The following is a 24677-nucleotide window of genomic DNA, read 5'->3' on the forward strand; positions in this document are numbered from 1 at the left end:
TCAGCGATCGGAGCGCTGCAACGGCTCCCCCACATGGTCCGCCGCCAGCGCCATGGCCCGATTGCGGCCCGTGGCCTTGGCTTGATACAGGGCCGCATCGGCCCTTTCGATAAACATCTCGATGCTGTCGCGGCCCGTCGGCACGAAGGCGTAGCAGCCCAGGCTGACCGTCACGCAGCCCACCGGTGAGCCGGAATGGGCGATGTTGCGCTGCATGACACTGCGGCGAATCTGCTCGGCCATGGCCAGCGCGCCATGAATGTCGGTGTCGGGCAGCAACACTGCAAACTCTTCGCCACCATAGCGCACAGCCAGGTCAGCCTTGCGCTGGCAGCAGCCCTTGAGCGCCTGGGCCACCTCGGTCAGGCAGTGATCGCCCGCCACATGCCCGTAGGTATCGTTGTAGCGCTTGAAATAGTCGATATCGACCATGACCAGGCTCAACGGGCTGCGTTGCCGCGCACCACGACCAAACTCCACGGTCAGGGCGCGCTCGAACAAGCGGCGGTTGGCCAGGCCGGTGAGGCTGTCATGGGTGGCGATCACCTCCAGGGCCTCCTGGGCCTCGCGCAGATCTGCCTCGATCCGCTCGTTGTTGCGCACCTGCTGCACGAAGACCCAGCCGAACAGGCCGACCCCCAGCAGCACCAGGGCGACGATGGCCGTGGACTGGTAGGCCGAGGCATACCAGCCCTTGAGCACCGAATCCTTGGAGTTGGCCGCGGCCACCACCAGGGGATAGGCCTGCAACTGCCGATAGCCGTACAGGCGCGTCACCCCATCAACAATCGAGGTGATCATGGCGTTGCCGGTGGTGGCCTCGGGCAAGTACTTGCTGAAGATCTCGCCGCGGGCCAGGGAAGCACCGATCTGCCGCTCTTCGAACGGCCGCCGCGCAATCAGCGTACCGTCGGACAGGGCAAGGAACATGGCGCCCTGCTCGTCGATGTTGAAACTGGTGAAGAACTGATCGAAATACGCCAGTTTGATGCCCGCCATCAGCACCCCCTGGAAATTCCCCTGGCTATCGTTGAGCCGCCGCGAGATGGGAATGATCCATTCGCCATTGGCCCGGCTGCGGATGGCCGGGCTGATGTGAGCCAGCAACGAAGCATTCTGCTGATGGAAACGAAAGTAGTCGCGGTCTGCCACATCGTTGCCATGGGGCGAATCACCAAAGGAACTGACCACCCACTGACCGTCCCGGTCATAGAGAAATACCCCGCTGAGCTGGGTCAGGGCCTGCACCCGCCGGGCGAATATGCCCTGCAAGCGGGGCTGCTGTTCAGGGCCATCGCCCAGGGCCTGGATCCATTCGGACAGGCTCATCAGCACCAGGTCGGCTTCCATGAAAGTGTCTTCGGCCTGCTGGGCGATGGCCCGGGTCAGGTTGGTGGAATTGACTTCCGCCTGCATCAGGTCGTGACGCCAGGACTGTTCCAGTTGCAGGTACAACAGCCCGCACAGGCACAGAAACACGGTTGCGATGAAGGCCACCGCGGCCTTGAGCAGCGGCAAACGCTTCAGGGTTCCGCCAGGGGGATGATGAGGATCGTAGATGGGAACAGGCAAAAGGGTCGTCCTGACGGGAGTGGCCTGGGCTACAGGGCGGGTCCCTGGTTGTTTTCGAGACTGGCTGAACGGCCAGCGCCCTGCACAGTATAGGTTTTCTGGCCGCTGACCCGGGCCGGGAGCTCAGGCAGCAACCTTGAACGGCCCGGCTCCACCCTGGGGTTATCGGCCACCGCGAGCAATGCTTAAAGTGCCGATCGACGGCTCGAGCAATATTCGACAAACACCTCGGAAAGCGCCGCCAGCACAGTCTGGTCCGCTTCGGGCGCGGTGAACAGACGGTACTGCGCATCCGGCAACGGTGGCAAACCGTATTCCTCCCCCAGGGCACACAGCCCTGCCCCCAACTGGCTGGCCGCCATGGGTGCTATGGCGAACCCGGACAGCACGGCGGCGCGCAGGGCCCAATTGCTGCTGCAAAGCATAACCGTGCGCTGGGCAATGCCGGCCTGGGCCAGCCGGCCCAGGGCCGCGGCCCGGTAGGGGCAAGGCTCGGGAAACAGCGCCAAGGGCAAGGGGTCGGGCAAGAGCCCGGCAGGTTGCACCAGCCCGGCCCAGACCAGCGGTTCGGACCAGAGCAGGCGGCCAGTCTCGGCAGTTTCGCACAGCGAGCCCACCACCAATTGCAAATTGCCCTGGGCCAGCAGATCCAGCAGCGTACCGGGAATGCCAACCTGCACATCGAGCCGGATACCTGGGTAGCGCCCGGCAAAATCCTGCAGCGCACGCAGCAGCCGGGGGTCGGCAAAATCCTCGGACAGGCCCACCCCCACGCGCCCGTGGAACGGCACCCGGGTCAGTTCGGTCCAGGCGTCGCGATTCAACGCCAGGATCGCCCGGGCATAGGCCATCAACCGCTCGCCATCGGCAGTCAGCTGCTGCGAGCGGGTGGTGCGCTGGAGCAGCGGCTTGCCGACCTGCTGTTCCAGGCGCCGCAGGTGGCCGCTGACCGCGGACTGGGTCAGGTGCAGCTTGAGGGCCGCACGGCTGAACCCTTGTTCATCGACAACAGCAACAAAGGTGCGCAATAGCAGGGCATCGAACATATTTCAGAATGAAATCAATAAGGATTGAATCGACAATTTATATTTAAAAACAAGCTATGTTGCAATGACGGTCATCCCAACCCCAAGAGATTCGTCCATGACCCGGCTCCTGCACATTCAATGCTCGCCCCGCCTGCGCCGCTCCGCCTCCCTGGAACTCGCCCACAGCTTCATCCAGAGCTACCGACAGCAACGGCCGGACACCGAGGTCACCACCCTGGACCTGTGGAGCCTCGATTTGCCGGAACTCGATCAGACGGCCATGGACGCCAAATATGCGCAACTGGCCGGCCAGCCCCTGGGCAATGCCGAACAGCGGGCCTGGGCCCGGCTCCAGGCGCTGGCAGAGCCGCTGCACCAGGCCGACCTGTTGGTGCTTTCCATACCCCTGTGGAACTTCAGCATTCCCTACAAGCTCAAGCACTTCATCGACCTGGTTTCCCACCAGGGCATCCTCTTCAGCTTCGACCCCGAGAACGGCCTGCAAGGCCTGCTGCGCAACAAGACGGCGGTGGCGGCCTACGCCCGGGGCCTGGACTTTTCTTCCCGCTCCAGCACACCAGCGCCGGCATTCGATTTCCAAAAGCCCTATATAGAGGCCTGGCTGAATTTCATCGGGATTGCCAACCAGCACTCGCTGATCGTGGAAAAGACCATCCTCGGCCCGGACATCGACCAGGCCTCGCGACAGGCGGCCGCCGAGCAGGCACAGGCCCTGGCGCAGCAACTGGCGGCCCGCCAGTACTGAACCATACCCGGGCCGGCGCCGCGCAGGAGCCTGCCCGCCTGGCCCACCTTGCTCTTTACCGCCGAGCCCAGGCATCCGCAGTGAGCATTACCCTCGCGGGTGTCTTGCCACTTATCCGGCTGCGCCCGCCGCTCATCAAAAAAAGCTGTAACGACACCTTCACTTCCTGCATTTCGGGTCTATAAACAATTCACAAAATCCTTCGCTTCGAATCACCACCCGTTCACCCATGCCCTTGTCGAGCATGGGGTGGTGCTGGAAGCTGGCCCAAGGAGCGGGAGTTGACCGGAAGTACCACGCTGCACCGTTTCACCTTCAGGCCCTGGCGTCATCGCGAGCTGCTGCGGGCACTGATCGAACGCGAAGTGATAGGCCGCTACCGCGGCTCGATCGCCGGCCTGCTCTGGTCCTTTCTCAACCCCTTGCTCATGTTGCTGGTGTACACCTTCGTGTTCAGCGTGGTGTTCAAGGTGCGTTGGGGAACCGACAACGACTCGAACACCCAGTTCGCCCTGCTGGCGTTCACCGGGATGATGGTCTTCAACCTGTTCTCCGAATGCCTCACCCGAGCCCCCGGGCTGATCCTGAGCCACGTCAACTATGTGAAGAAGGTGGTGTTCCCCCTGGACATGCTGCCCTGCGTGATGCTCGGGGCGGTGCTGTTCCACACGCTGGTGAGCTTTGCCGTCTGGCTGCTGTTCCACCTCCTGGCCTTCGGCCTGCCGCCGCCCACCGCTCTGCTGTTTCCCCTGGTGCTGCTGCCCCTGGTGCTGTTCACCCTCGGGCTGTCCTGGGTCCTCGCCTCCCTGGGGGTCTACCTGCGGGATGTTGGCCAGGTCATCGGTGTACTGATGTCGGCCCTGCTGCTGATGTCGGCGGTGTTCTATCCGCTGAGCGCCCTGCCTGAGGCCTACCGGCACTGGCTCTACCTGAACCCCTTGACCCTGGTGATCGAGTCCTCCCGCGACGTGCTGATCTGGGGCGTGGTGCCCGATCTCGGCCTGTGGCTGATAGAGCTGAGCGTCGCGCTCGGCGTGGCCTTCCTGGGATGGGCGTGGTTCGAAAAAACCCGCCCGGGGTTCGCCGATGTGCTCTGAACTGGCGATCAAGACCCAGGGCCTGGGCAAGTGCTACCCGATCTACGACCAGCCCCGCGACCGCCTGCTGCAACTGCTGCTGCCCCGCGGCAAGCAGCGCTATCGCGAATTCTGGGCCTTGAAGGACGTTGCGCTGGAAGTGCGCAAGGGCGAAACCCTGGGCATCATCGGCCGCAACGGCAGCGGCAAGTCGACCTTGCTGCAACTGATCTGCGGCACCAGCACAGCTTCCACGGGCAGCGTGACCAGCCATGGGCGGATCGCCGCCCTGCTGGAGCTGGGCTCGGGGTTCAATCCCGAGTTCAGCGGCCGCGAGAACGTCTACCTCAACGGTGCGGTATTGGGCCTCAAACGCGCGGAGATCGAGGCGCGTTTCGACGAAATCACCGCCTTCGCCAACATCGGCGAATTCATCGACCAGCCCACCAGGACCTATTCCAGCGGCATGCTGGTGCGCCTGGCCTTTGCCGTTTCGGTGTGCGTGGAGCCGGATATCCTGATCGTCGACGAAGCCCTGGCCGTCGGCGATGCTTCCTTCCAGTTCAAGTGCCTGGAACGCCTGGAGCGCCTGACCCGACAAGGCACGACCCTGCTGTTCGTGTCCCATGACATGAGCATGGTCAAGCGTTTCTGCAACCGTGCCCTCTACCTGCGCGACGGCGAAATCCGCGCCAGCGGTGCACCGGAGGCGATGGCCGAGCTGTACCTGCTGGACATGCGTGACGAACAGCGCCGCTGGGCCAGCGCGGGCGCCGTCCAGGTCAGCGCCAAGACACCGCTCAACCCGGAGCACGGCATGGCCTTCGGCACCCCTGAAGGGCGGATCACCTCAGCCGTGTTCAGCAATACCGGGGCGCTGTACTCAAGCTTTGCCCACGGCGACATGATCGAAATCGCCATCGATGCCCAGGTCAGCGACGCCATTGCCCGCCCCAATATCAGCCTGACCATCCAGGAAGCCCGGCTGCTGGTGGTCAGCGGGGTCAACGTCGCCCTGCAATGCGGCGAGTCCCGGCAAGGCTGGCGCAGCGCCTCGGTGTGCCTGCGATTCGCCGCCAACCTGGCGGCCGGGCGCTACCACATCACGCTCAAGCTGATGAATGGCGAAACGGAAGAAACCTCCCACCTGATTGAAAAGCAGGTGGCCCTCCTGGCGTTCGACACCTTGCCGGGCAACAAGCACTTCCTGGGAATCGTCGACTTGCACATCGAACCTGCCCCCCGCCCATCGCAGCAGCCCCTGGCAGTCGAGGAGCGTTCATGAGCGACAAGCAATGGCAAGTCGCGATATTCGGCACCTTCGATGTAGCCAACTACGGCGACCTGCTGCTCCCCCTCATTACCGAAGCAGCATTGCAGGCGCGCCTGGGCAAGGTGCGCCTGCACGCGTTCTCCTATCACTCGCGCAGCACGCCGCAATGGCCCTACCCCGTCACCTCGGTGAGTGAACTGCCCCAGCTCATCGATAGCCTGGACGCAGTGCTGATCGGCGGCGGCTTCATCATTCGCTTCGACAAGGTCATCGCTGCCGACTACTACCCGCCCGACCCGCAGATCCACCACCCCACCGGGTACTGGCTGTCGCCTGCGCTGATGGCCCTGCAACACAATGTGCCGCTGATCTGGAACGCCCCCGGCATGCACTGCAACCCGATTCCATCCTGGGCGGCCCCCCTGGTCAGGCTGACCCTGGAGCAAAGCCCCCACGTCCGGGTGCGTGACACCCTGTCTGCAAACACCCTGTCCGCGCTGAGCGAGCAGGCCCAGGTCGAGGTACTGCCGGATACCGCCTTTGGCCTGCCCAGCCTGATCGACCGGCAGCAACCCTCGGCGGCCTATCGCCAACTCTGTGCCCAGGCCGGCCTGACCGGGCCCTATCTGGTGGTGCATGCGATTGCCGGCCTGGAGAGCTTTCTCCAGCTATGGAAAACCCACAACGCGCTGTTCAGCCAGTGGCAGCTGCTGCTGTTGCCCATCGGCCCGGTGCTCGGGGACCATGAGTCGATTCTCGGGGCCGACCTGCCACGGGCCGTGCGCCTGCCGGCCTGGCCAGAGCCACTGCTGCTGGCGGAGATCCTGGCCCAGGCCCAGGGCATCATCGGCCACAGCTATCACCTGGCGATCACCGCCCTGGCCTTCGGCGTACCGGCCTTCTGCTCGGCCAACCTGAACCAGGGCAAGTACACCGCCTTGCGCGCATACCGCGGGATCCGCCCCCTGCCCGCCGAACAGCCCATCGATCCCCAATGGTTCCTGCAACACCTGAGCGAAACGGGGCCCTGCCCCGAGGTGATCGCCGCGCAGGAACAAGTACAGCGCCATTGGGACCGGGTAGCCGAACTGGTCGCCCAGGGCCCGCGCCCCACCAGCCAGGTGCTGAACCGCTTCTGGCAAGCCCTGCCCGGCCTGCTGGAGGAAACCCGAGAGGACTGGCGCGAGGCGTGCCTGAGCAAACAGGCCGAACTGGATGAGCTGAAAATCCAGGTACAGCAGTTGACGCTACTACGCCGCCACCAAACGGAACTCACCAGTCGGGTCGATGCCGAGCTGGGTCGAATCCATCGCTCCAACTCCTATCGCCTCACCGCGCCGTTACGCTCCCTGCGGCGCCGCCTGCAACATTTATTGGGAAGATGAATACGATGCTGAATCTGCCAATGCTGACCAGAGCCCCCTTGCACACTCAGCCCTTTCGCTGGGGGCGGATCACCGAACTGTATTCGCCCGCGGACGCCGCGGCCCTGGTAGCGACCTATCCCCGTGACTCCTTCAAGACGGTGTCCGGCTATGGCGGAGAAAAGGACTACGAGTACCAGGCGCGGCAACTGGTGGAAATGGGCACCGGGCGCATTATCCACGAGCAGCACCTGAGCCCGGCCTGGCGCAAGCTGGCCAGCGAGTTGACCGCACCGGACTATCGCCTGGCGCTGTCGACGCTCACCGACATGGACCTCAGAAACGCTCCCATGGAGGTCAATGTCTTCCACTACGGGCCGCAGGCCTGCCTCGGCCCGCACCCGGACCTGGGCGACAAGCTGGTGACCCATATCCTGTACTTCAACGATTCCTGGAACATCGAGGACGGTGGCTGCCTGAATATCCTGGGCTCTGCCGACCCCACGGATGTGGTCGCGGTGATCCCGCCCCTGGTGGGCACATCGGCAGTACTGGTACGCGCCGAGAACTCCTGGCATGCGGTGACGCAGGTGGTAGCCAATTGCCGGACATCACGGCGCAGCATGACCGTGACCTTCTACCGGCCCGGCTCCCTCAGCTCAATGTGGCCCAGTGGCGACCAGAGCCCACTGCACAACTATGAGCCCGCTCATGACTAAGTCCCACTCGCAGGAGCAGGAGTCGACCCGGCTGCGGCTCGAGCACGCACAGGCCATCCTTCAGCGCGATGCCGCCCTGGCGCATATCGAACATATGCGGCGCTCGCGTTCCTGGCGCCTGACCCGCCCCCTGCGCATGCTGATGCAACTGCTGCGGCACGGGGTGATCAACGACGAGAGCGAGTACCCGACTCACCTGCCCTCTCTCGTCCAGCCTCTGCCAGCTTCCACCCCCTTGGAGCCCGATATCGTGGAGGACTCAGCACCCGGCTCTGCTGCTCAGCATTTTGACCTGCTGTGCTTTGCCAATATCGACTGGTCCGCCAGGTTCCAGCGACCACAGCAACTGATGACGCAGTTCGCTATCCAGGGTTATCGGGTGTTCTACATAATCCTTTCGCCGCTACCCACAGCAGAGCGGCCCTATGCGGTGCACCCAGTCGCTCCCGGGGTCTTCGAAGTCACCCTGCGCGGGCTTGCACGGCAGGACTACTACGCCACCTGCATCACCGAAGGCAACCTGCGCGCCAATGCCGAGGCGTTGCAGGCCCTGGTGAGCGACTACCGGATCAAGACGGCGGTGTCGGTGGTTCACCTGCCCTATTGGACGCGCCTGGCCCTGCACCTGCGCAAGGCATACGGCTGGCCCGTGCAATACGACTGCATGGACGAATGGCAGGACTTCCCGAACATCGGTCAGCCCTTGCTGGACCAGGAACAGGTACTGGTGAAGCAGGCTGATCTGGTAACCGTCACCGCCTCCGTGCTGTACGACAAATGGGCCAGTACCAGCCGTCGCTGCCAGTTGGTTAGAAACGGGGTGGACTTCGACTTCTTTGCCCGATGCTGTACACCCAATACTCTGCTGGAGGAGCTTCAAGGCCCGATCATCGGCTTCTATGGTGCCCTGGCCGAATGGGTCGATTTTGAGCTGGTGGCGGCCATCGCCCGGCAACGACCAGAGTGGAATCTGGTGCTCATTGGCGATGTGTTCGTCCGTGACCTGGCCGGCCTCGACCGCTTGCCTAATGTCCACCTGCTGGGCCGCAAGCCTTACTCGCAGATGCCGCAATACCTGTACCACTTCGATGTCTGCATCATTCCTTTTCGCCTCTACAACCTGACCCACGCGGTGGATCCGGTGAAGTTCTACGAGTTCATCAGCGCCGGCAAACCCGTGGTCGCAGTGCCGCTGCTGGAGATGCAGATCTACGAGCCTTACCTGTATTTCGCCGACGGGCCGTCTGCCTTTGTCACGCAGATCGAAAGAGCCCTTGGGGAAACCGATCTGCAGCGCTGGAACCAACGGCTGGCACTGGCCAGGGAAAACGATTGGCGGCAACGCTTCGAAGACACGCGCGATGCGCTGGTCGAACTGTTTCCGAAGGTCTCGGTAATCATCGTCACCTACAACAATGTGCAGCTGACCCGCGGCTGCATCGACAGCCTGCTGCGCAATTGCGCCTACCCGAACCTGCAACTGATCATCGTCGACAACGCCTCGCAGGACTCCACCCGCAACTACCTGCGCTACCTGGCCCGCAGCGAACCCAATGTGAGCATCGTGCTCAACGAACAGAACCTGGGTTTCGCCGCCGCCAACAACCAGGGCCTGCGCCTTGCGCAGGGCCACTACCTGGTCCTGCTCAACAACGACACCGTGGTGCCCAAGGGCTGGCTCGCGCCCCTGCTGCGCCACCTCGACGACCCGGAGGTGGGGTTGGTGGGGCCGACCACCAATGCGGTGGGCAACGAGGCCCGGGTCAGCATCGACTACCAGGACCTCGACGACATGGAGGACTTCGCCGACCGGCGCGCCAGCCAGTACCGCGGGCGCTGCTTCGACATCCCGATGCTGGCCATGTTTTGCGTAGCGATGCGCCGCGAAGTGCTGGATCAGGTGGGCTGGCTGGATGAAGCCTTTGGCATCGGCATGTTCGAAGACGACGACTACAGCCGGCGAGTCCAGGCCGCCGGCTTGCGCACCGTATGCGCCGAGGATAGCTACATCCACCACTACGGCCAGGCCTCGTTCAAGGCCCTTATCGCCAGCGGCGAATACCAGCGGTTATGGGACAAGAACCAGGCCTACTTCGAAAGCAAGTGGGGGCCCTGGCAACCCCATCGTCAAGCACGCCGCAGAGCGAACGCCGACGCCACGGGAATGAAGCTCACCGACTGAATCTGCAGCCCGATACACCCACAAGGAAGATGCCGAACGTGCTGAAAAAAATAATTCAACAGCTCAGTGGTCGGGCAGTCGCAGCCCATGTTCCCCCGGACGACATGAGCGAGGAGCAGCGCAAGGCGCAGACCGCCGAGCACTGGTCACAGAACCAGGCCGGCTCGGATGCGTTTTCTGCGGATGTCTACTGGCTGGCAGTGCCTGCGGTGCAACAACGCCATCAGCAAAAGGCCACGGCCGGCAGCGGTCATGCTCACTGGGTACCCTATTGCCTGAACACCTTTCTGGCGGGCCGGTTACCGGTGCCGCGTATGCTGAGCATCGGCTGCGGCACCGGTACCCTGGAACGCGAGCTCTACAAACTCCAGGCCTTCCAGGACTGCGACGCCGTGGATATCGCCCCGGCGGCGCTGGACACCGCCCGGGCAGAAGCGGCGGCGCTGGGGGCCCGGACCCTGCACTACAGCCTTACCGACGTCGAGCGGGTGCAACTGCCCAGCGCTCATTACGACGCCGTCTGGTTCAACGGTTCACTGCATCACATTCGCCAATTGGAAAAGGTCTGCGCCAATGTCCGCCAGGCCTTGAAGGCGGACGGCTGGCTGTTCTTCAACGAGTATGTCGGCGCCAATCACTTTGCCTTTGACCAGGCCCAGTGCGCAGCCATCAGCCATGCCTTCGCCCTGATTCCCCCGGCCATGCGCCGCTCTTTCGTCCAGGGTTCCTACGGTCAGGTGCAGAACAACGTACCGCTCCCTGATCCACAAGAGGTGGTGAAGGTTGATCCGTCCGAGGCGGTGCGCTCCCAGGACATCCTCAAGGTGGTGGAACAGCACTTCCAGATCCAGGCCCTCAACACCTGCGGCGGCACCCTGCTGCAATTTCTGCTGCATGGCATCGCCGGCAATTTCAAGGCCGATGATCCCCAGGCGATGCGGGTGCTGCGGATGCTGTTCGACATCGAAGACGGGCTGATCGAGTCGGGCACCCTGAACAGCGATTTCGTGATCGTTGCCGCGACCCCGAAACAGTCGGAGTCCGTGCCTTGACTCGCTCTGTATCCGGGGCGCGACAATGAGCACCGCCCTGTTCCAGCGCTGGCGCCGCGTCTATCACCGCCTGCCGCTGCCTTACCTGCTGAAAGCCTTGATCCGGCGCCTGTATCACGGCGTGCTGGGACCTGGCTGGCGGGCCCTGCGGCGGCATCAGCGGGCCGCCAAGAGTTTCGTACCCGCTTGTAGCGTGCTACCGGCGGCCGACCCGCAATGGCCGGATTACGTGGTCTGGGGTGCCATCGACTGGGATTTCCGCCAGCAGCGTCCCCAGCACCTGGCCCGCGGCTTGAGCACCAGCGGACGCCGGGTTTTCTATGTCTCGGCCAGCCTGGAGGACGACGCTCGCGACGGTTTTACCTTGCGCCCGCTGGATGACCGAGGGCGGCTGTTCGAAGTGCGGCTGTTTGCACGCACAGCCCCGCTCCTCTACCACGCTGCCCCGCAAGAGGCCGTGGTCCAGCAGTTGCGTCGCAGCATCGGCGAGTTATTGAGCTGGGCCCATTCGAGCCAGGTGATCTCCCTGGTCCAGCACCCGTTCTGGGCCCCCGTGGCCGGGGCGCTGCCGGCCAGCCGCCTGGTCTATGACTGCATGGACGACCATCAGGGCTTCGGCAACAACGCCCCGGACCTGCTGCAACTGGAGCATGAGCTGCTGCGCGAGGCCGATATCACGCTGTTTGCCTCGGCGTGGCTGGAACGCCACTGGAGTCGGCACTGCCCGCCTGCAAGCACCGGGCAACGCGCCGTATTGCGCAATGCCGCCGACTTCACCTATTTTTCCAAGCCCCCGGCCCAGTGTTATCAAGACCCGCAAGGCCGTCCCGTGATCGGCTACTACGGGGCGCTCGCCCAGTGGTTCGATGTGGATCTGCTGGCCGCCATCGCCGAAGCCTTCAGGCACTGCACGATCCTGCTGATAGGCGCAGATACCGGGCGGGTTGGTGCGCGCCTGCAGCGCCATGCCAACGTCAGGCTGACCGGTGAAATCCCCTACGCACAGCTGTCCGCCTACCTGCAGGCCTTCGATGTCTGCATCCTGCCGTTTCGCATCGAGGCACTGACCCTGGCCACCAACCCGGTCAAAGTCTACGAATACCTGAGTGCCGGCAAGCCGGTGGTGGCGGTGGATCTGCCCGAGCTGCAGGAGTTCGGCCAGCAGGTATCCATTGCCAGGGATACCCCCTCCTTTATCGAAGCCATCGCCCAGGCGTTGCAGGAACCTGCCTGCGACAGCACTTCCCGCCAGCGCCAGGAATTCGCCGCACAACAGACTTGGGAGCACCGGGTAGAACAGTTGAAGGCCCTGGTGGAAGGCGAGCAAACCGGGCCCCTGATCAGCGTGATAGTAGTGACCTACAACAACCTGGCATTTACCCGTGCCTGCCTGGCCAGCCTGGCCGCCGATGCTCTGGGCCGCAACCTGGAGATCATTGTCGTCGACAATGCCTCCACCGACGGCAGCGTCGAGTTCCTTCGGCAGTGGGCCAGCGACAGCGCTCACTCGCTCATCCTCAACCCCGGCAACCTGGGTTTCTCCGCGGCCAACAATCAGGGCCTGGCCCGGGCTCGGGGCGAGTTCCTGGTCTTGCTCAACAACGACACCGAGGTCACCACTGGCTGGGCGCAGACCCTGCGCCGCCACCTGCAACGCAACCCGGGGCTCGGCCTGATCGGGCCGGTAACCAACAACATCGGCAACGAAGCGAAGATCGGGATCAGCTACCGCAGCCTCGAGGAGATGCCTGGCCGCGCCCGCCAATACACCTGGCGCCATGCCGGCCAGGTGGTGCCCTGCGCCACCCTCGGTTTCTTCGCGGTCATGATGCCCAGGTCGACCTATGAGCGCGTCGGGGCCCTGGATGAAGCCTTCGGCCTGGGCTTTTTCGAAGACGACGACTATTGCCGCCGGGTCGAGCAAGCAGGGCTGTCCTGCGCCTTTGCCGAAGACGTGTTCATTCATCACCATCTTTCTGCCTCGTTCAGCCAGATGCCCGGCAGCCAGCGCCAACAACTGTTTGAGCGCAACAAGGCCCTGTACGAGGCGAAATGGGGCCGACCCTGGACTCCCCACACCGCCAGGGAGCCATCATGAGGCTGGTCTATCTGTCACCGGTCAGCTGGCACAGCTTCGCGCAACGCCCCCATGAACTGGTGCGCCAGTTCCATGCGGCCACCCAGGCCCCCGTGCTGTGGGTCGAACCCTATCCCACGCGCTTGCCGGTACTGGCCGACTTGCTTACCCGCCCGCCATACCAGGGCCCGACCGTCGCCGTGCCGGACTGGCTGACCCTGGCCAGGCCCCGGGCCCTGCCCATAGAGCCCCTGCCCGGCTCGGGCTGGGTCAATCGCCTGTTCTGGCAGGAGCTCAAGCTACAGATCCGCCATTTTGCCCAGGCACCGACCCAGCTCGGCATCGGCAAACCCTCGAGGCTGGCCCTGCAACTGCTGCAGGAACCGATCTTCGCCGGCAGTTTCTATGACGTCATGGACAACGTACCGGCGTTCTATCGCGGCTGGTCGCGCCGTGCCATGCACCGGCGCCAGCACCAGACCGCCCGGGCTGTGGTCACCGCCCTGGCCTCTTGCACGACTTTGCAGCGCTACTGGCAACGGCAACAGGTCGATACCCGGCTGCTGCTCAATGGTTGCGCCAGCGAACGCCTGCCCGCCCTGCCCCTGTCCCGGCGCGCAGCACATGGAACACGGCCGGTGTTCGGCTACATCGGCACCCTCGCCAAGTGGTTCGACTGGGAATTCGTGCTTGCCCTGGCCGTGGCCTTTCCCGGGGCCGAGGTACGCCTGATCGGCCCCCAGCACGGACCTTCGCCCAGGGCACTGCCGGACAATATCCGGTGCTTGCCGGCGCTGTCCCACGAGGCCGCGCTGCAAGCCATGGCCGAGTTCGATGTCGGCCTGATCCCGTTCAAGTGCAACGACATCACCCGCTACGTCGACCCGATCAAATACTACGAGTACCGGGCCCTGGGCTTGCCAGTGGTCAGCACCGCATTCGGCGAAATGGGCACCAGGCGCCACCTTCCGGGAGTGTTTCTCAGCGACAGCCTCGACGACATCTCCCGAGTGATCCACCAGGCGCTGACGTTTACCGAGCCCCTGGCCGAGACCCTGAAGTTCCGCGAAGCCAACTCCTGGGCAAAACGCTTCGAGGGGGCCCATGCCGCGTTCCTGTGATGTGGTGGTGGTCAACTACAACGCCGGCCTTCTGCTGGAGGACTGCGTGATCTCGGTGCTGGCCCAGGACATCAACCGGCTGGTGCTGGTGGACAATGCCTCCCATGACGGCAGCCTGGAACAGGTTGCCACCCGGTTCGCTGCCGATGAACGCCTGCTCATCCTGCGCAACTCAAGCAACACCGGCTTCGCTGCGGCCTGCAACCTAGGCGCCAGTCACTGCGAGCAGCCACACATCCTGTTCCTCAACCCCGACACCGTATTGCAACCGGGCGCCTTGCAAGGAATGATCGACGCCCTGCGCCACACCCACGATCTGGGCATGGCAGGTGGCCTGTTGTGCAACTTCGACGGCAGCGAACAGCCCGGTGGACGTCGGGTCTTCCCCACTCCACGGCGGGCAATAGTACGCGCCCTCAACCTGTCGGGCCTGGCCTGGCTCTCGCCGCGACTGTTCTCCGACTTTCTTCTGCACCGCGAGCCCCTGCCCAGCCGTCCGACGCAGGTAGAAGCCATTTCCGGCGCCTGTATGCTGGTCAAGCGCGAAGCCCTGGACAGCGTCGGCGGCTGGGACGAAGGCTACTTCCTGCACTGCGAGGACCTGGACCTGTGCATGCGCTTTCGCCAGGAAGGCTGGAAAGTCTGCTTCGTACCCCAGGCCAGGATCTTTCACGCCTGGGGCGCCTGCAGCCGCACCCGCCCGGTGTTCGTCGAATGGCACAAGCACCGGGGCATGATCCGCTTCTATGGCAAGTTTTTTCGTGAGGACTATCCCCGGGTCCTCTCCTGGAGCATCTGCGCGGGTGTCTGGCTACGATTCAGTTTCGTGGTGGGCTACCACTGGCTGGCGCAGCTGGGACGGATACTCGGACAACCTCGCTAGTCCGGCAATGGCTCAGAGCACAACGTCGGCGTGGCACTTCCTGATAAACTGCGCCAATTCGTCACCCCGACAACCGCCATGACCACAGGCGGTTGCCCCGCAAAGCGACAAACATCCCATGCCCTTTACCGCTTCAAGCCCTTCCCGTTCAGAACCTTCCCGGCGCTTTTCCGTGGCACCAATAATGGATTGGACCGTTTATTTCTAAGGCTCTTATTTTGAAAGACCTAGAAAGAATGCGCACGCCTCACGTACCACTTTCTTACCACTGCACGTAAATCTAATTAGGTTACACGCTGCTGGCACTTCTGTTTACTGCTATTCCCCCTCCACATCTCATGGCAAAATACCTTCACTAAGCAATATACGTACCGAGCTTAAACTACGGACGCCAAAGTAATAACTCTCTAAATCAGAGGAAGAACTCCCCCCAGGTAAATTTATGCCCTTTCACATCAGGCAAAACTGGCATTCACAACAAGGAGCGTGTTTTATCATGAAGTGGTTTTTACTCACAGCAGGTGCTCTATTACTGACCGGCTGCAGCTATGAAAAGACTAATTTACGCAACGATACCGAAGCGGCTAAGTACGACCCCACTAACAGTGCTCGTATCCGTATCTTCTCCGCACCGGAAAAACCGGCCTCCTACATCCCCGGAAAAACCTGCGAAGCCTATTACAACCATCCCGAAAATGGTCGCTTGCAGGGAAGTATCGCTACACGTCACCATGATCCAAAACAGCGCTACATCCTTTGGCGCGACTCCGATGTGCTAGGAATGAAGATTGAAGACTACCAGAACCGCGTAATTGGCATACCCACCACCGCACATACAGAAGCCGTTAAATTCGACAGACTGGGCTACGACGAATTTGTAATTCCCGCAAACCAGCCAGTGTTGATCGACATTAACTACAAAACCGATAACGGCCACTGTTATCCCCCCACCATTCAGTTCGTCCCAAAGGCCGGGAAGGATTACGAGGCGAGTCTCGAATTTAGCAAGCAGAGCGCCTTGTCCTCCAAGTGCGCCATCAACCTAGTCAAACTCAGCGGTACGGGCGTCCTAAAAGAAACACAGGCCGTCTCAACCAGTTACTGCGGTAACGATGGCCATGGGCGTTACTTCACCGTCACTCCCTGAGCCCCCTCCGCCAGGTTCAGCTGCTATGGCACTTGAACCTGTCGCCTACTTTGCTCCAATCCCGACACCATCCGCACACAGCAACATCTTATGTTCAGTGGATGAGTGCGCCTCAATGAAGGTGATGAAGGTTGGAGTGCGAGACTCCGTATGCGACTTCAGTGCATGTAACACTAAAGTTCCACCCATAGCTTCATGTTATCCAATCAGAAAAAGTTTAGGACGGTTAGTTTTTCACTAACACCGCTGAAAGCCTTGTAATGCACGGCTTTCAGGTCACTGATAAAAATTAACTGCTGGCAAGTTAATTTTAAATCTTATAAAATTCTTTAAATTTAATATTTGACAAAAAAACCACCTTCAATCTAGCTTTAACTACCCTCCTGAAAGTTAGGTCTCAAGCCCAGTCCCTCCCCCTTTTTCAATGGCCTCATAAAAAACTAATCCTTTTCCCGAAGCTCTTCTCAGACTCGGCTGGCTATACTCCTATCAGCAAACGCTAAAACGCTCCTACTTTCGCGGGGTTCCCCAGGCTTCTCCCACCTCAGAGTAACTCAAAAGCCCGCAGGCCGGTTCCGACTTAACTGGGTTGCAGGGGGCAGAAAAAGAGATCCTTTTGACCCACAGGCAGGCGGTGCGCGCCAGGAGGTGAAGCACGCCGATCTCTACGGTGAAACAAATCACGGCTCCGAATACGCCATGTAGCACGTCAGCATCAACAATCATTATTTCGATCTCTTCGGGGCTCCAAGATCGAGCAACTGATTATCAGCACTCGCTTCTGACTCCCTGAAATAATGGGCATTCGCACGCCCGGATAATCGGAATGAACAGATCATTGAGGCCCCTCACCATAGTGACATTGCCGTCATAGTCTTCGGTTAATTCGGTGTTGCGATCCTTACATTTGTATGGCCGGCCTTTACGAGCAAGTTCCATACTGACTTCGAGCGCAACTTATCAGCAATTACAGCAGTGGCCAGAACGAATAGGTTGGAGTTGTCCCGACTAGCTGCTGACCGACGCCAGTGGCTTGCAGACAGACCTGACCTAGTAGACGTTAGCCTTGATCAGGCCCTGCTGCCGCCCCTGACACTAAGGATCTCTATTTTCTTAAAAGTTGGATCTGCGGCCGCATAGATACGGAGCTCGCTTACTTCATTGCCCAGCCCACCTGCAAGTCAATTGTGTAGAGCGTAACCTATGATTCATAGGGGACGCCAATAATAACGATAACGTTTTTGATATCACTGAAGTTAGTCAACTTCCACCCCAAGGGGCTGCATGGGGCGAAACAGGCAAATAGACTCCTTCCAGCAAGTGCAGTGGCAGACTCAACGCTATTAGTCGTTTTGGCACTCTCGCTATACATGGCGCACATCTGGCCCAACCTCCGTAACATTCGCTCTATCGTGCTGTATGCGACCAACAATTCTTCATTCAGGAATGGCTATTAAACCTTGCGCACCTTGTAAATCTGAAAATCCTCTTCTCGTTCCTGCTGAACACATAGATTTAACGCCTCGTCCCGGTGGAAGCATGGGAGCACTCCTCCAGAAACATCTGAGGTGCTCGTCGTATTAACGATTCGGCTATAAGCAAGCAAATCGCTGCCTAACCCAGCTCCTGCCTGTCTTGGTGCACAGCACCCCAGGCTTCGGAGTAACTCCTTGTAGCTTTCAAGGGAGCTCCACCCTCTCATGAGTTAGAGCCTTAGGGACAGCCGGAAAGGGTTAGTCAAGCGATATGTTATTTAATATGCGCAGGTCATGTGGTTTTTTTGAAAAATCCCGTAGTATGCCGGCCACACTTGCCTTGCAAGCTGTCTGGATCGGCAGATATCATGCCCATTCCAGAGGAATGATTCTGCTGTTCCATAGTTTTTATTTTCGATGACAACCCGGAAGTCAGGAGACAGCCTAATGGCAAAATCCGTGCTAAACGAGCTGAATTGCTTTGAGTTGATTCAGGCATCCTATGCCGCACATGCGTTGTATTTTTTGACAAAAATCGAGATTTTCGAATTTTTAATTGCCGGCCCAAAAACTCTCGACGAATTGAATCAACTTAGCAAAGCCAAATCGGACATTCTCAATGACCTGCTGTTGCTTGCCACGAAGCTCAAGTTCATCCGTAAAAAGGATGAAAAATATTTAATAGCCAGAAAAGGGTTACAACTCACGAAAGCTTCAAAATCATGGTTCAGGCCTTATCTGCTAGTATGGGGAGCGCAGTTAGCCCCAGCAACCATTAAACTTGAAGAGCACTTTCTGACGGGTGACAATGCATTCAAACTAGCTCATAAAGATACAATATGGGATTACTACAACAAAAACCCCGAAGCCAGCAAGGTCTTTGTGGAGTTCATGCACGGCGTGACTAATCAATCGCTTATACCGGACATTGTCGAAGAGTTGATTATTGGAGACGCAAAAAGCCTAGTTGATGTAGCGGGCGGCACGGGTAGCCTTGCATGCGCGCTGGCGTCAAAATACGAAAAATTATCGTGTATTATCTGCGATCAGCCATCAAATAAAATCAATGCCGATCGACACATTCAGTCGCTCGAATTAGAAAACTGCCAATTCATTGGAACCAATATTTTCGGCGCGATTCCACCCGGACATGATGTTTATACTATCAAGCACGTATTGCATGACTGGGACAACTCCAACGTCATTCAGATATTGACTTCCATTGCAAAGGCGATGCGTCTTGACTCTCGCCTGGTAATTATTGAAGGACTGCTGGATCGAGAGTTTTCCGACTCGTTCGACAACCCCGAATTCATTCATACACGAAACTTTGAACAACGAGTATGGACGCCCGGGCAAGTAAGAAGCACCAAAGATTTTCAATCACTATGTTCTCAAGCGGGCCTGCGTATTGAAAGCATCCTTCCCTCGCGCGGGTTCGATATGAATTATATCGAGTGCCTTCGCAGTCCGAACTAAAACTTATATGCTCTGAGCAATTGAATTATCAACTGCTCAGAGTTACTCACATCATTAGCCTGCTTTTCGACTTCTCTCGAGACCACTGCGCTTGCCGTACAGCTTTCTGAATCTCCAGCTCAAATTTTAAGATCACTCTAGGAAAGCCTGCTAACTTAAGCCGCCTTATAGAGAGCTACAGAGAAAAATATAAAATCGTAAGCTAAGTATTCGGAGTGATTCAGCGTCGGGCTGATGTGATGCAGTAACTCATCACCTCATTTACTACGCGGGCCCACCTATAACAGCTCAGGCTCGTTCACTACCTAAATTACAGCACCTCCCCCCACGACTCAAAACCACTCAGCTGCACGATGCCCATTAACTGCGGTGCGATACTCAAGGCCTCAAGCAAGTCATCACAACTGATGCTCTTGATCGAGCTGAACTCGTACCTAGCCGCCACCTCGCTGACAGGCATCAGCTGGATAACGTCTTTCTTCTTGGAGGGCGCATAGACAAATAGGTTGCGGAAGTTGCCAGAGCCTTTCGAGCTCTTCAGCACAGCGTCAAACTACTTGATACGCTCTTGCCCCTGGACCGCTTCGGTCATATAGAGGATGAAACCAGCGTGACAACCGTTGTCTTATTACTTACGGCTGAATAGTTTGTTCAGGATTAGGGTACGGGCCTGCATGCTACTCCCCCAATTGCAGATACACACTGGCCCCAGTGATGTTGGCCAAACCATCCATAGATATCGGCACTTCGTAGCATCTGCCATTGAGCCAACACTTCAGATGGTCGAAGATCCTGCGGCCATCCAGTTCCAGCTCGCACTTACGCCCCCAGGCCTGTGGGCCTGTTTTCGGGCGAAGGTCTGGCTCTCTTGGTAAACTTGCACTCCGTCGCGCTTGATGCGGATCTGAGCCGTGTAGCTCACGCTCCCATCTGCCAGTTTTCTTGCCCTGATAGTCGCCATATGGAAAGTGGTACGCGTCAGTTTTTGGGTGGTACATCGTACCACCGAGCCTTTAAAAACGCCTGAAAACGCCCCAAAACACGCCTTAAACACGTAGAGCAAAATGGTCCAGAATTCAGCTACAGCCCCAGTAAACTCAAGCCCTACGCTGTCCCGGCGGTTTAGCGTTGCACCGATGATGGATTGGGCGCACTTAGCAAAAAAACACTTAAATTTCAGTTACCTAGCGGAGACTATATCTTTGCTGTAGCAAAAATTAAGCAGAGAAAAAGGAAGTGCTAGATATCCGGTCATTTTTTTGATCAAAATCCATCCAATCAAAGAAACTCCAGAGAAGATCGGGATTCGAACCTCGTCCTGTACCTGCGTAGACCACCGTAGGCCAGTAATTATGGCAAACAACACAGTGCTGGAAGGCACAAGATGGCCAATAGCGCCCCCCCGCCTTGCCCTAAACCTCAATCCTCTACGCCCTAACTTAAAGACAATTAGCGCTATATTGAGTTTAAGAAAGAGTTTGCCGATTTCTATCGGAAAGACCATTTATTAAAAATATAAATATCTTTCCTCTCAATTTTCGACTCTGGGTTCATATAAAGACCCCATACATCAGTAAAAGAGAGTTAGAAACCAAACAGCTACTTACAGATAATCGTGAAGGCCCACGACTACGTCCTGCCCAAAAAAGGAATGGCCTCCATGATCGCTGGGCACATATCTATTAATACCCCTCATCTTTGCTCCAGACCTTTAACATGCTCTATCGTATCAGCAATAGAATGAAAAACCTTAGACCTCCTTTCCACCACTGGAATAGAAGACAAAGCCCCCAAGGAAACCAACTCATCCAGCTCTATTAAATTCCCAATAATTAGCTTTACCAGCTTAACATTCACTGCATTCCCTAAAGCCTCATATGCATCATACATAGACTCAGGAAGCTTCAAATCATTCATACTTTGCAGTCGCGCACACTCCCGCACAGAGAGATAGCGTTTTTTCCAAGCAACAATAGGGATTTGACTATCAGAGGCCGCAACCAATGCTGGGGAAAAATCAGGCTTTTTTATTCTCAACCCTGACGCCCTAACCTGAACTAAATGACTCCAAACATTTCGCTCACCCTCTTTATAGTTCCACTCCAACTTCTGTAGAGATGAATGGAAGACCTTAATACGGTCCAACCACCCTACAAGGTGCTCTTTATGAGCCTCATAAAAATTACGATTTCGCTCAATGAAACTGACCTTCCACTTTGGAAACCCCACAGATCTTAAAGCATGGCTTGGCAATGCAGCCTTGATCTGCTCTCGCGACATACCATTTAAGCTTATACCAAAGCTACCTTTAAACCCCCAAAGGTCTTTAACCTTATATTTCTCAATAGGCTTATCAATTGGGTAAGTCGCCCCAAACTCCATACTCCATATAGGATAATAAGGAATACTAATACTAGCTGGAAGCGCTTCTATAAAGTCTTGCCACACGCCTAAGCACTCAACTACGCGATCAGGCAAAAGTTTTCCAAGAGTTGGTTCCTGCTCCAAAACATCAGAAATATGAGTTACCTCATCTGTAGGCTCAGGCCATTTAAACCCCTCAAGCCCTTTCAAAGAAGCAACTATATACATTCTATCTCTATGTTGAGGAACACCATATCTATGGGGTGAAAGCTTCTCAGACTTTACTTCATACCCAAGTTCTTTAAGTGTACTTATAACCTGAGCATAAGTATTCCCACCATCATGCTTAAAGAAATTTGCAACATTCTCCAAAATTACATACTGAGGCTTTTTAAGCTCTAGAATCTGTGCAATTACAAAAAACAATGTCCCCCTAGTGGTATCTTTCCAGCCCTTTTGGCCTCCTGCTTTTGAAAACGGCTGGCAAGGAAATCCTGCACACAATAGGTCATGTGATGGAATAGAACTCGGATCTATTTTACTAATATCTCCAGCAGGATAAGTGCCAAAGTTAACAAGATAATTTTCCCGAAGCGTCAACTTTAATTCTGACGCAAAAACACACTCACCACCAAGAGCTTCAGCAGCAAGGTGAAAGCCACCTAGGCCAGCAAAGAGATCAACAAACTTAAACCGCTTACTCATAACTTCTCGAGCTTTTCAACTTTAACATCAACCCAACCATCAATCATTACCTGCAAGTCATTGGGCAAATCAACATTCCCATCCAGACCGGACAACAATAAAGACCTATCAATTAGAGGACCACCTATAAGAATCAAACTCTGCTGAAAATCAGTTTCATTAATCAAGAATGGAACAGACATACCTCGAATTGGCTTTGAATAAACGTTCATAATATTAGACCAAACATCTAAGTCAGGAGTTTTTCTTTTACCCTTCCAGTTACTTCCTGACGCACACTGAAACATCATGAACGGCGCACTAGGCCTTCTCCCATGACCAGGGAAGTAGCCATATACGTCCAACCCCATATCTTTAATATATCCATTATCCCAAAGATCTAAATTCTGCTCAGAAAAATTAGTATCTTGGCAAATTTGTGAAACCAGGCTCGAAAAGTCTTGGTTAGTGTTTATCCCACTCCACCCAGTTGACTTGAATTTAATATTTGGATGATGATTTGCAAGAGAAATCTTAGTCAACTCTTCCAAGATTAGTCCTTGCGTCAAATAGTCACCACAATGTGCTTTCGACCAGGTTTCATAAATCCCCCTTAGTGAGGCCGTAAGGCAATACGCTAACGCACGATCGCTCTTCCAGTCAGACTGAAACCGAATAGCTCTTGACTCAACTCTTAACGCAGGACTATTAACTATTGAAGAAAAAGATTCAAGCAACGCCCAAACAGAAGCAATGAATTCTTGACAAAAGTCCTGATCAGAGTAGGTCAAATTCTCCATCAAAATATCTGAAACGTCTGATCTAGAAACATCTTCTTCGCAAAAAAGAGACGAAGCCAATAACCAATCAGCTACCGCTAACGCATCACAATTATGAACGTTAACACTATTACTTATTCCTTTATCTGGAAGCGCAAGCATTTATAATTTTTCCTCGACCAACACCTTAAGATCGGGAAATATCTTAGTTATTTGAACCAGATGCAAAGCTAATCGCCTTGCAACTGACTGGACATCCTTGTCATCTCCATGCATATGAAGAGTGCTGAAAGATATCTCTATATTGTCACCAGCCTGAGAGAGAAGACTAATAACCTCAGCAGTATCGCCTCCAGCTTTTTTAAGCGCAAAATCAAAGTTTGGATTTTGGCTAGTTTCCAAATATGTTACAGCCTCTGCACTAAGCAGCACCTTACCAAACTTGTCAATATTTCGAGAATCAGAAAACAGCGGAGGATTACCTTCATCTCCAAACATCCACTTGGCATAGTTATAGAGCTTCTGCTCAGCATCTTGAGCAACAGGAACTCTAGCCTTGTCAGGCTCTGCCTTAATATCAATCCCTAGATACTTTTGAACACCCGCAGTGCGCAGCGACAAATAAAGAACACTAAACTTATCCTCAATCTTTTCAATTGCAACACCTTCCGTATCCTCCAACTGAAGCAATAATTTATATGCTATATAGTGGCTTCTAACAGTCGGCGTCTTACTCCCTATCTTTCTCATAACCTCTTCATAAGAAAGTTTTTCTTTCTCAATAAGATAGGAAATGAACTGAGCCTTCTCTGCGGGATCCCACTCCTTTATACCTGTAACGTGACGAAACCCTAAAAATGCGGAAACATCCGTTCTACTAGCTACGCAGATATATGGAATACGATCAAAAAAATCTTTTGGCAACTTACTCGCAGAGGCAGCAATTTCTTTCCATTTTTTTTCTTTTGCCTGCCCTTCTACAGCTTGCTTTAACTTCTTGAGAGCAGCAAGGCGCCTATTACCTTCAAGAACAACAAACTCTTCACTTCCATAGATAGGCTCTCTAACAACTATCAAAGCTTCTTGAGGCCAAAAACCACTCTCTATAAACGAGATAGCAAGCTCATCTAGAGTCCAGTCGCTCATCACATCAAGAATTACTTCTTGCTTGACATTAGCTTTCGCAACATTTCGGCCAAGCCTTGGGTTCAGGGGGTCAAGAAATAACGTATCCAAAGAAGCGTATTTAATTTCCACGGAGCCCATTTTCTGCCTCATACCAAAACGAAATTGCAATGAGATGCACACCCCAAAGCACAAAATTCAATGCGAGTCAAATCTTTAACTCGCCATTCGAAGCAAGAATACTAACCGCCTCCACAGCAGACGTCACTGCAAATCCTAGCCCTCCCCCCCGTAACGAGCTCAATTTTCGTTATTAAAATCAACAAACGTCTTTCACAAAAAACACCAGCGCAACCGCCATGCGCTCAAGGGGTTCTCCTCGATCAGCAACAGATTGATGACCAGGCGGGTGCTCGCAATGCCGAATGTTTGTCGCATCACCCGCGAAAATCTGTGCGAGGTGGATGCCGATGAGGTTCTGAGGCTTTTTTTCTTCCATCACTCGCCAACT

General features: G+C 56.7%; 17 protein-coding genes and 2 pseudogenes. 12 read left to right on the forward strand and 7 right to left on the reverse strand.

Translation table 11 applies throughout. The features are described 5' to 3' along the window. Positions 1-1572 (reverse strand): sensor domain-containing diguanylate cyclase, encoded by a 1572-nt coding sequence (locus AC1RMG_RS26685; protein ID WP_011060354.1) that lies wholly within the window; start codon positions 1570-1572, stop codon positions 1-3. A gap of 185 nt (positions 1573-1757) precedes the next feature. Continuing rightward, the gene (locus AC1RMG_RS26690) at positions 1758-2618 is read right to left on the reverse strand and encodes a LysR family transcriptional regulator (protein WP_493170611.1); all 861 of its coding nucleotides are present in this window, start codon (positions 2616-2618) and stop codon (positions 1758-1760) included. Between the two features lie 97 nt (positions 2619-2715). On the opposite strand from AC1RMG_RS26690, the gene AC1RMG_RS26695 reads away from it, so the two are divergent. The 12 genes from AC1RMG_RS26695 to AC1RMG_RS26750 all read left to right on the forward strand — a co-directional run bounded on the left by AC1RMG_RS26695 (position 2716) and on the right by AC1RMG_RS26750 (position 19214). Then, positions 2716-3366 (forward strand): FMN-dependent NADH-azoreductase, encoded by a 651-nt coding sequence (locus AC1RMG_RS26695; protein WP_475264180.1) that lies wholly within the window; start codon positions 2716-2718, stop codon positions 3364-3366. 281 nt (positions 3367-3647) lie between these two features. Then, positions 3648-4463 (forward strand): ABC transporter permease, encoded by an 816-nt coding sequence (locus tag AC1RMG_RS26700; protein WP_410036398.1) that lies wholly within the window; start codon positions 3648-3650, stop codon positions 4461-4463. After that, entirely contained in the window at positions 4453-5727 is a 1275-nt protein-coding gene (locus AC1RMG_RS26705) for an ABC transporter ATP-binding protein (RefSeq protein ID WP_493170613.1), read from the forward strand. The genes AC1RMG_RS26700 and AC1RMG_RS26705 overlap by 11 nt, the downstream gene beginning before the upstream one ends. Beyond that, on the forward strand, positions 5724-7100 hold the full coding sequence (locus AC1RMG_RS26710; RefSeq protein ID WP_493170615.1) for a polysaccharide pyruvyl transferase family protein: 1377 nt from the start codon (positions 5724-5726) through the stop codon (positions 7098-7100). Before AC1RMG_RS26705 ends, AC1RMG_RS26710 begins: the two co-directional genes overlap by 4 nt. 5 nt (positions 7101-7105) lie before the next feature. Beyond that, positions 7106-7798 carry a 2OG-Fe(II) oxygenase family protein gene (locus AC1RMG_RS26715; protein ID WP_125063436.1) on the forward strand — a complete coding sequence of 231 codons (693 nt, stop codon included), beginning with the start codon at positions 7106-7108 and terminating at the stop codon, positions 7796-7798. Next, on the forward strand, positions 7791-9980 hold the full coding sequence (locus AC1RMG_RS26720) for a glycosyltransferase (protein ID WP_493170617.1): 2190 nt from the start codon (positions 7791-7793) through the stop codon (positions 9978-9980). Before AC1RMG_RS26715 ends, AC1RMG_RS26720 begins: the two co-directional genes overlap by 8 nt. Positions 9981-10009: 29 nt before the next feature. After that, complete coding sequence (locus tag AC1RMG_RS26725; RefSeq protein WP_401021740.1) at positions 10010-11032, forward strand: class I SAM-dependent methyltransferase; 1023 nt, start codon at positions 10010-10012, stop codon at positions 11030-11032. Between the two features lie 25 nt (positions 11033-11057). Further along, the gene (locus tag AC1RMG_RS26730; RefSeq protein ID WP_493170620.1) at positions 11058-13130 is read left to right on the forward strand and encodes a glycosyltransferase; all 2073 of its coding nucleotides are present in this window, start codon (positions 11058-11060) and stop codon (positions 13128-13130) included. Then, positions 13127-14230 (forward strand): glycosyltransferase family protein, encoded by a 1104-nt coding sequence (locus AC1RMG_RS26735; RefSeq protein ID WP_493170622.1) that lies wholly within the window; start codon positions 13127-13129, stop codon positions 14228-14230. The genes AC1RMG_RS26730 and AC1RMG_RS26735 overlap by 4 nt, the downstream gene beginning before the upstream one ends. Next, entirely contained in the window at positions 14214-15113 is a 900-nt protein-coding gene (locus AC1RMG_RS26740) for a glycosyltransferase family 2 protein (protein ID WP_236204140.1), read from the forward strand. Before AC1RMG_RS26735 ends, AC1RMG_RS26740 begins: the two co-directional genes overlap by 17 nt. A 496-nt stretch (positions 15114-15609) precedes the next feature. Continuing rightward, entirely contained in the window at positions 15610-16260 is a 651-nt protein-coding gene (locus AC1RMG_RS26745; protein WP_125063430.1) for a hypothetical protein, read from the forward strand. A gap of 1922 nt (positions 16261-18182) precedes the next feature. Next, positions 18183-19214 (forward strand): methyltransferase, encoded by a 1032-nt coding sequence (locus tag AC1RMG_RS26750; protein ID WP_125063429.1) that lies wholly within the window; start codon positions 18183-18185, stop codon positions 19212-19214. A gap of 328 nt (positions 19215-19542) precedes the next feature. Here AC1RMG_RS26750 and AC1RMG_RS26755 read toward each other — a convergent pair. The 5 genes and pseudogenes from AC1RMG_RS26755 to AC1RMG_RS26775 all read right to left on the reverse strand — a co-directional run. Next, positions 19543-19839, reverse strand: a pseudogene (locus AC1RMG_RS26755) (phage portal protein); the annotation flags it as partial. A 175-nt stretch (positions 19840-20014) separates the two neighbouring features. Then, a pseudogene (locus tag AC1RMG_RS26760) lies at positions 20015-20175 on the reverse strand (site-specific integrase); the annotation flags it as partial. Between the two features lie 731 nt (positions 20176-20906). Continuing rightward, on the reverse strand, positions 20907-22283 hold the full coding sequence (locus tag AC1RMG_RS26765) for a DNA cytosine methyltransferase (RefSeq protein WP_493170624.1): 1377 nt from the start codon (positions 22281-22283) through the stop codon (positions 20907-20909). After that, the gene (locus AC1RMG_RS26770; RefSeq protein WP_493170626.1) at positions 22280-23203 is read right to left on the reverse strand and encodes a hypothetical protein; all 924 of its coding nucleotides are present in this window, start codon (positions 23201-23203) and stop codon (positions 22280-22282) included. Before AC1RMG_RS26770 ends, AC1RMG_RS26765 begins: the two co-directional genes overlap by 4 nt. Beyond that, positions 23204-24307: a hypothetical protein gene (locus tag AC1RMG_RS26775; RefSeq protein ID WP_493170628.1), complete on the reverse strand. Its 1104-nt coding sequence runs from the start codon at positions 24305-24307 to the stop codon at positions 23204-23206. It abuts the gene before it with no gap. Positions 24308-24677: the final 370 nt, after the last annotated feature.

This window comes from Pseudomonas sp. GW822-FHT04H02, assembly GCF_058800645.1.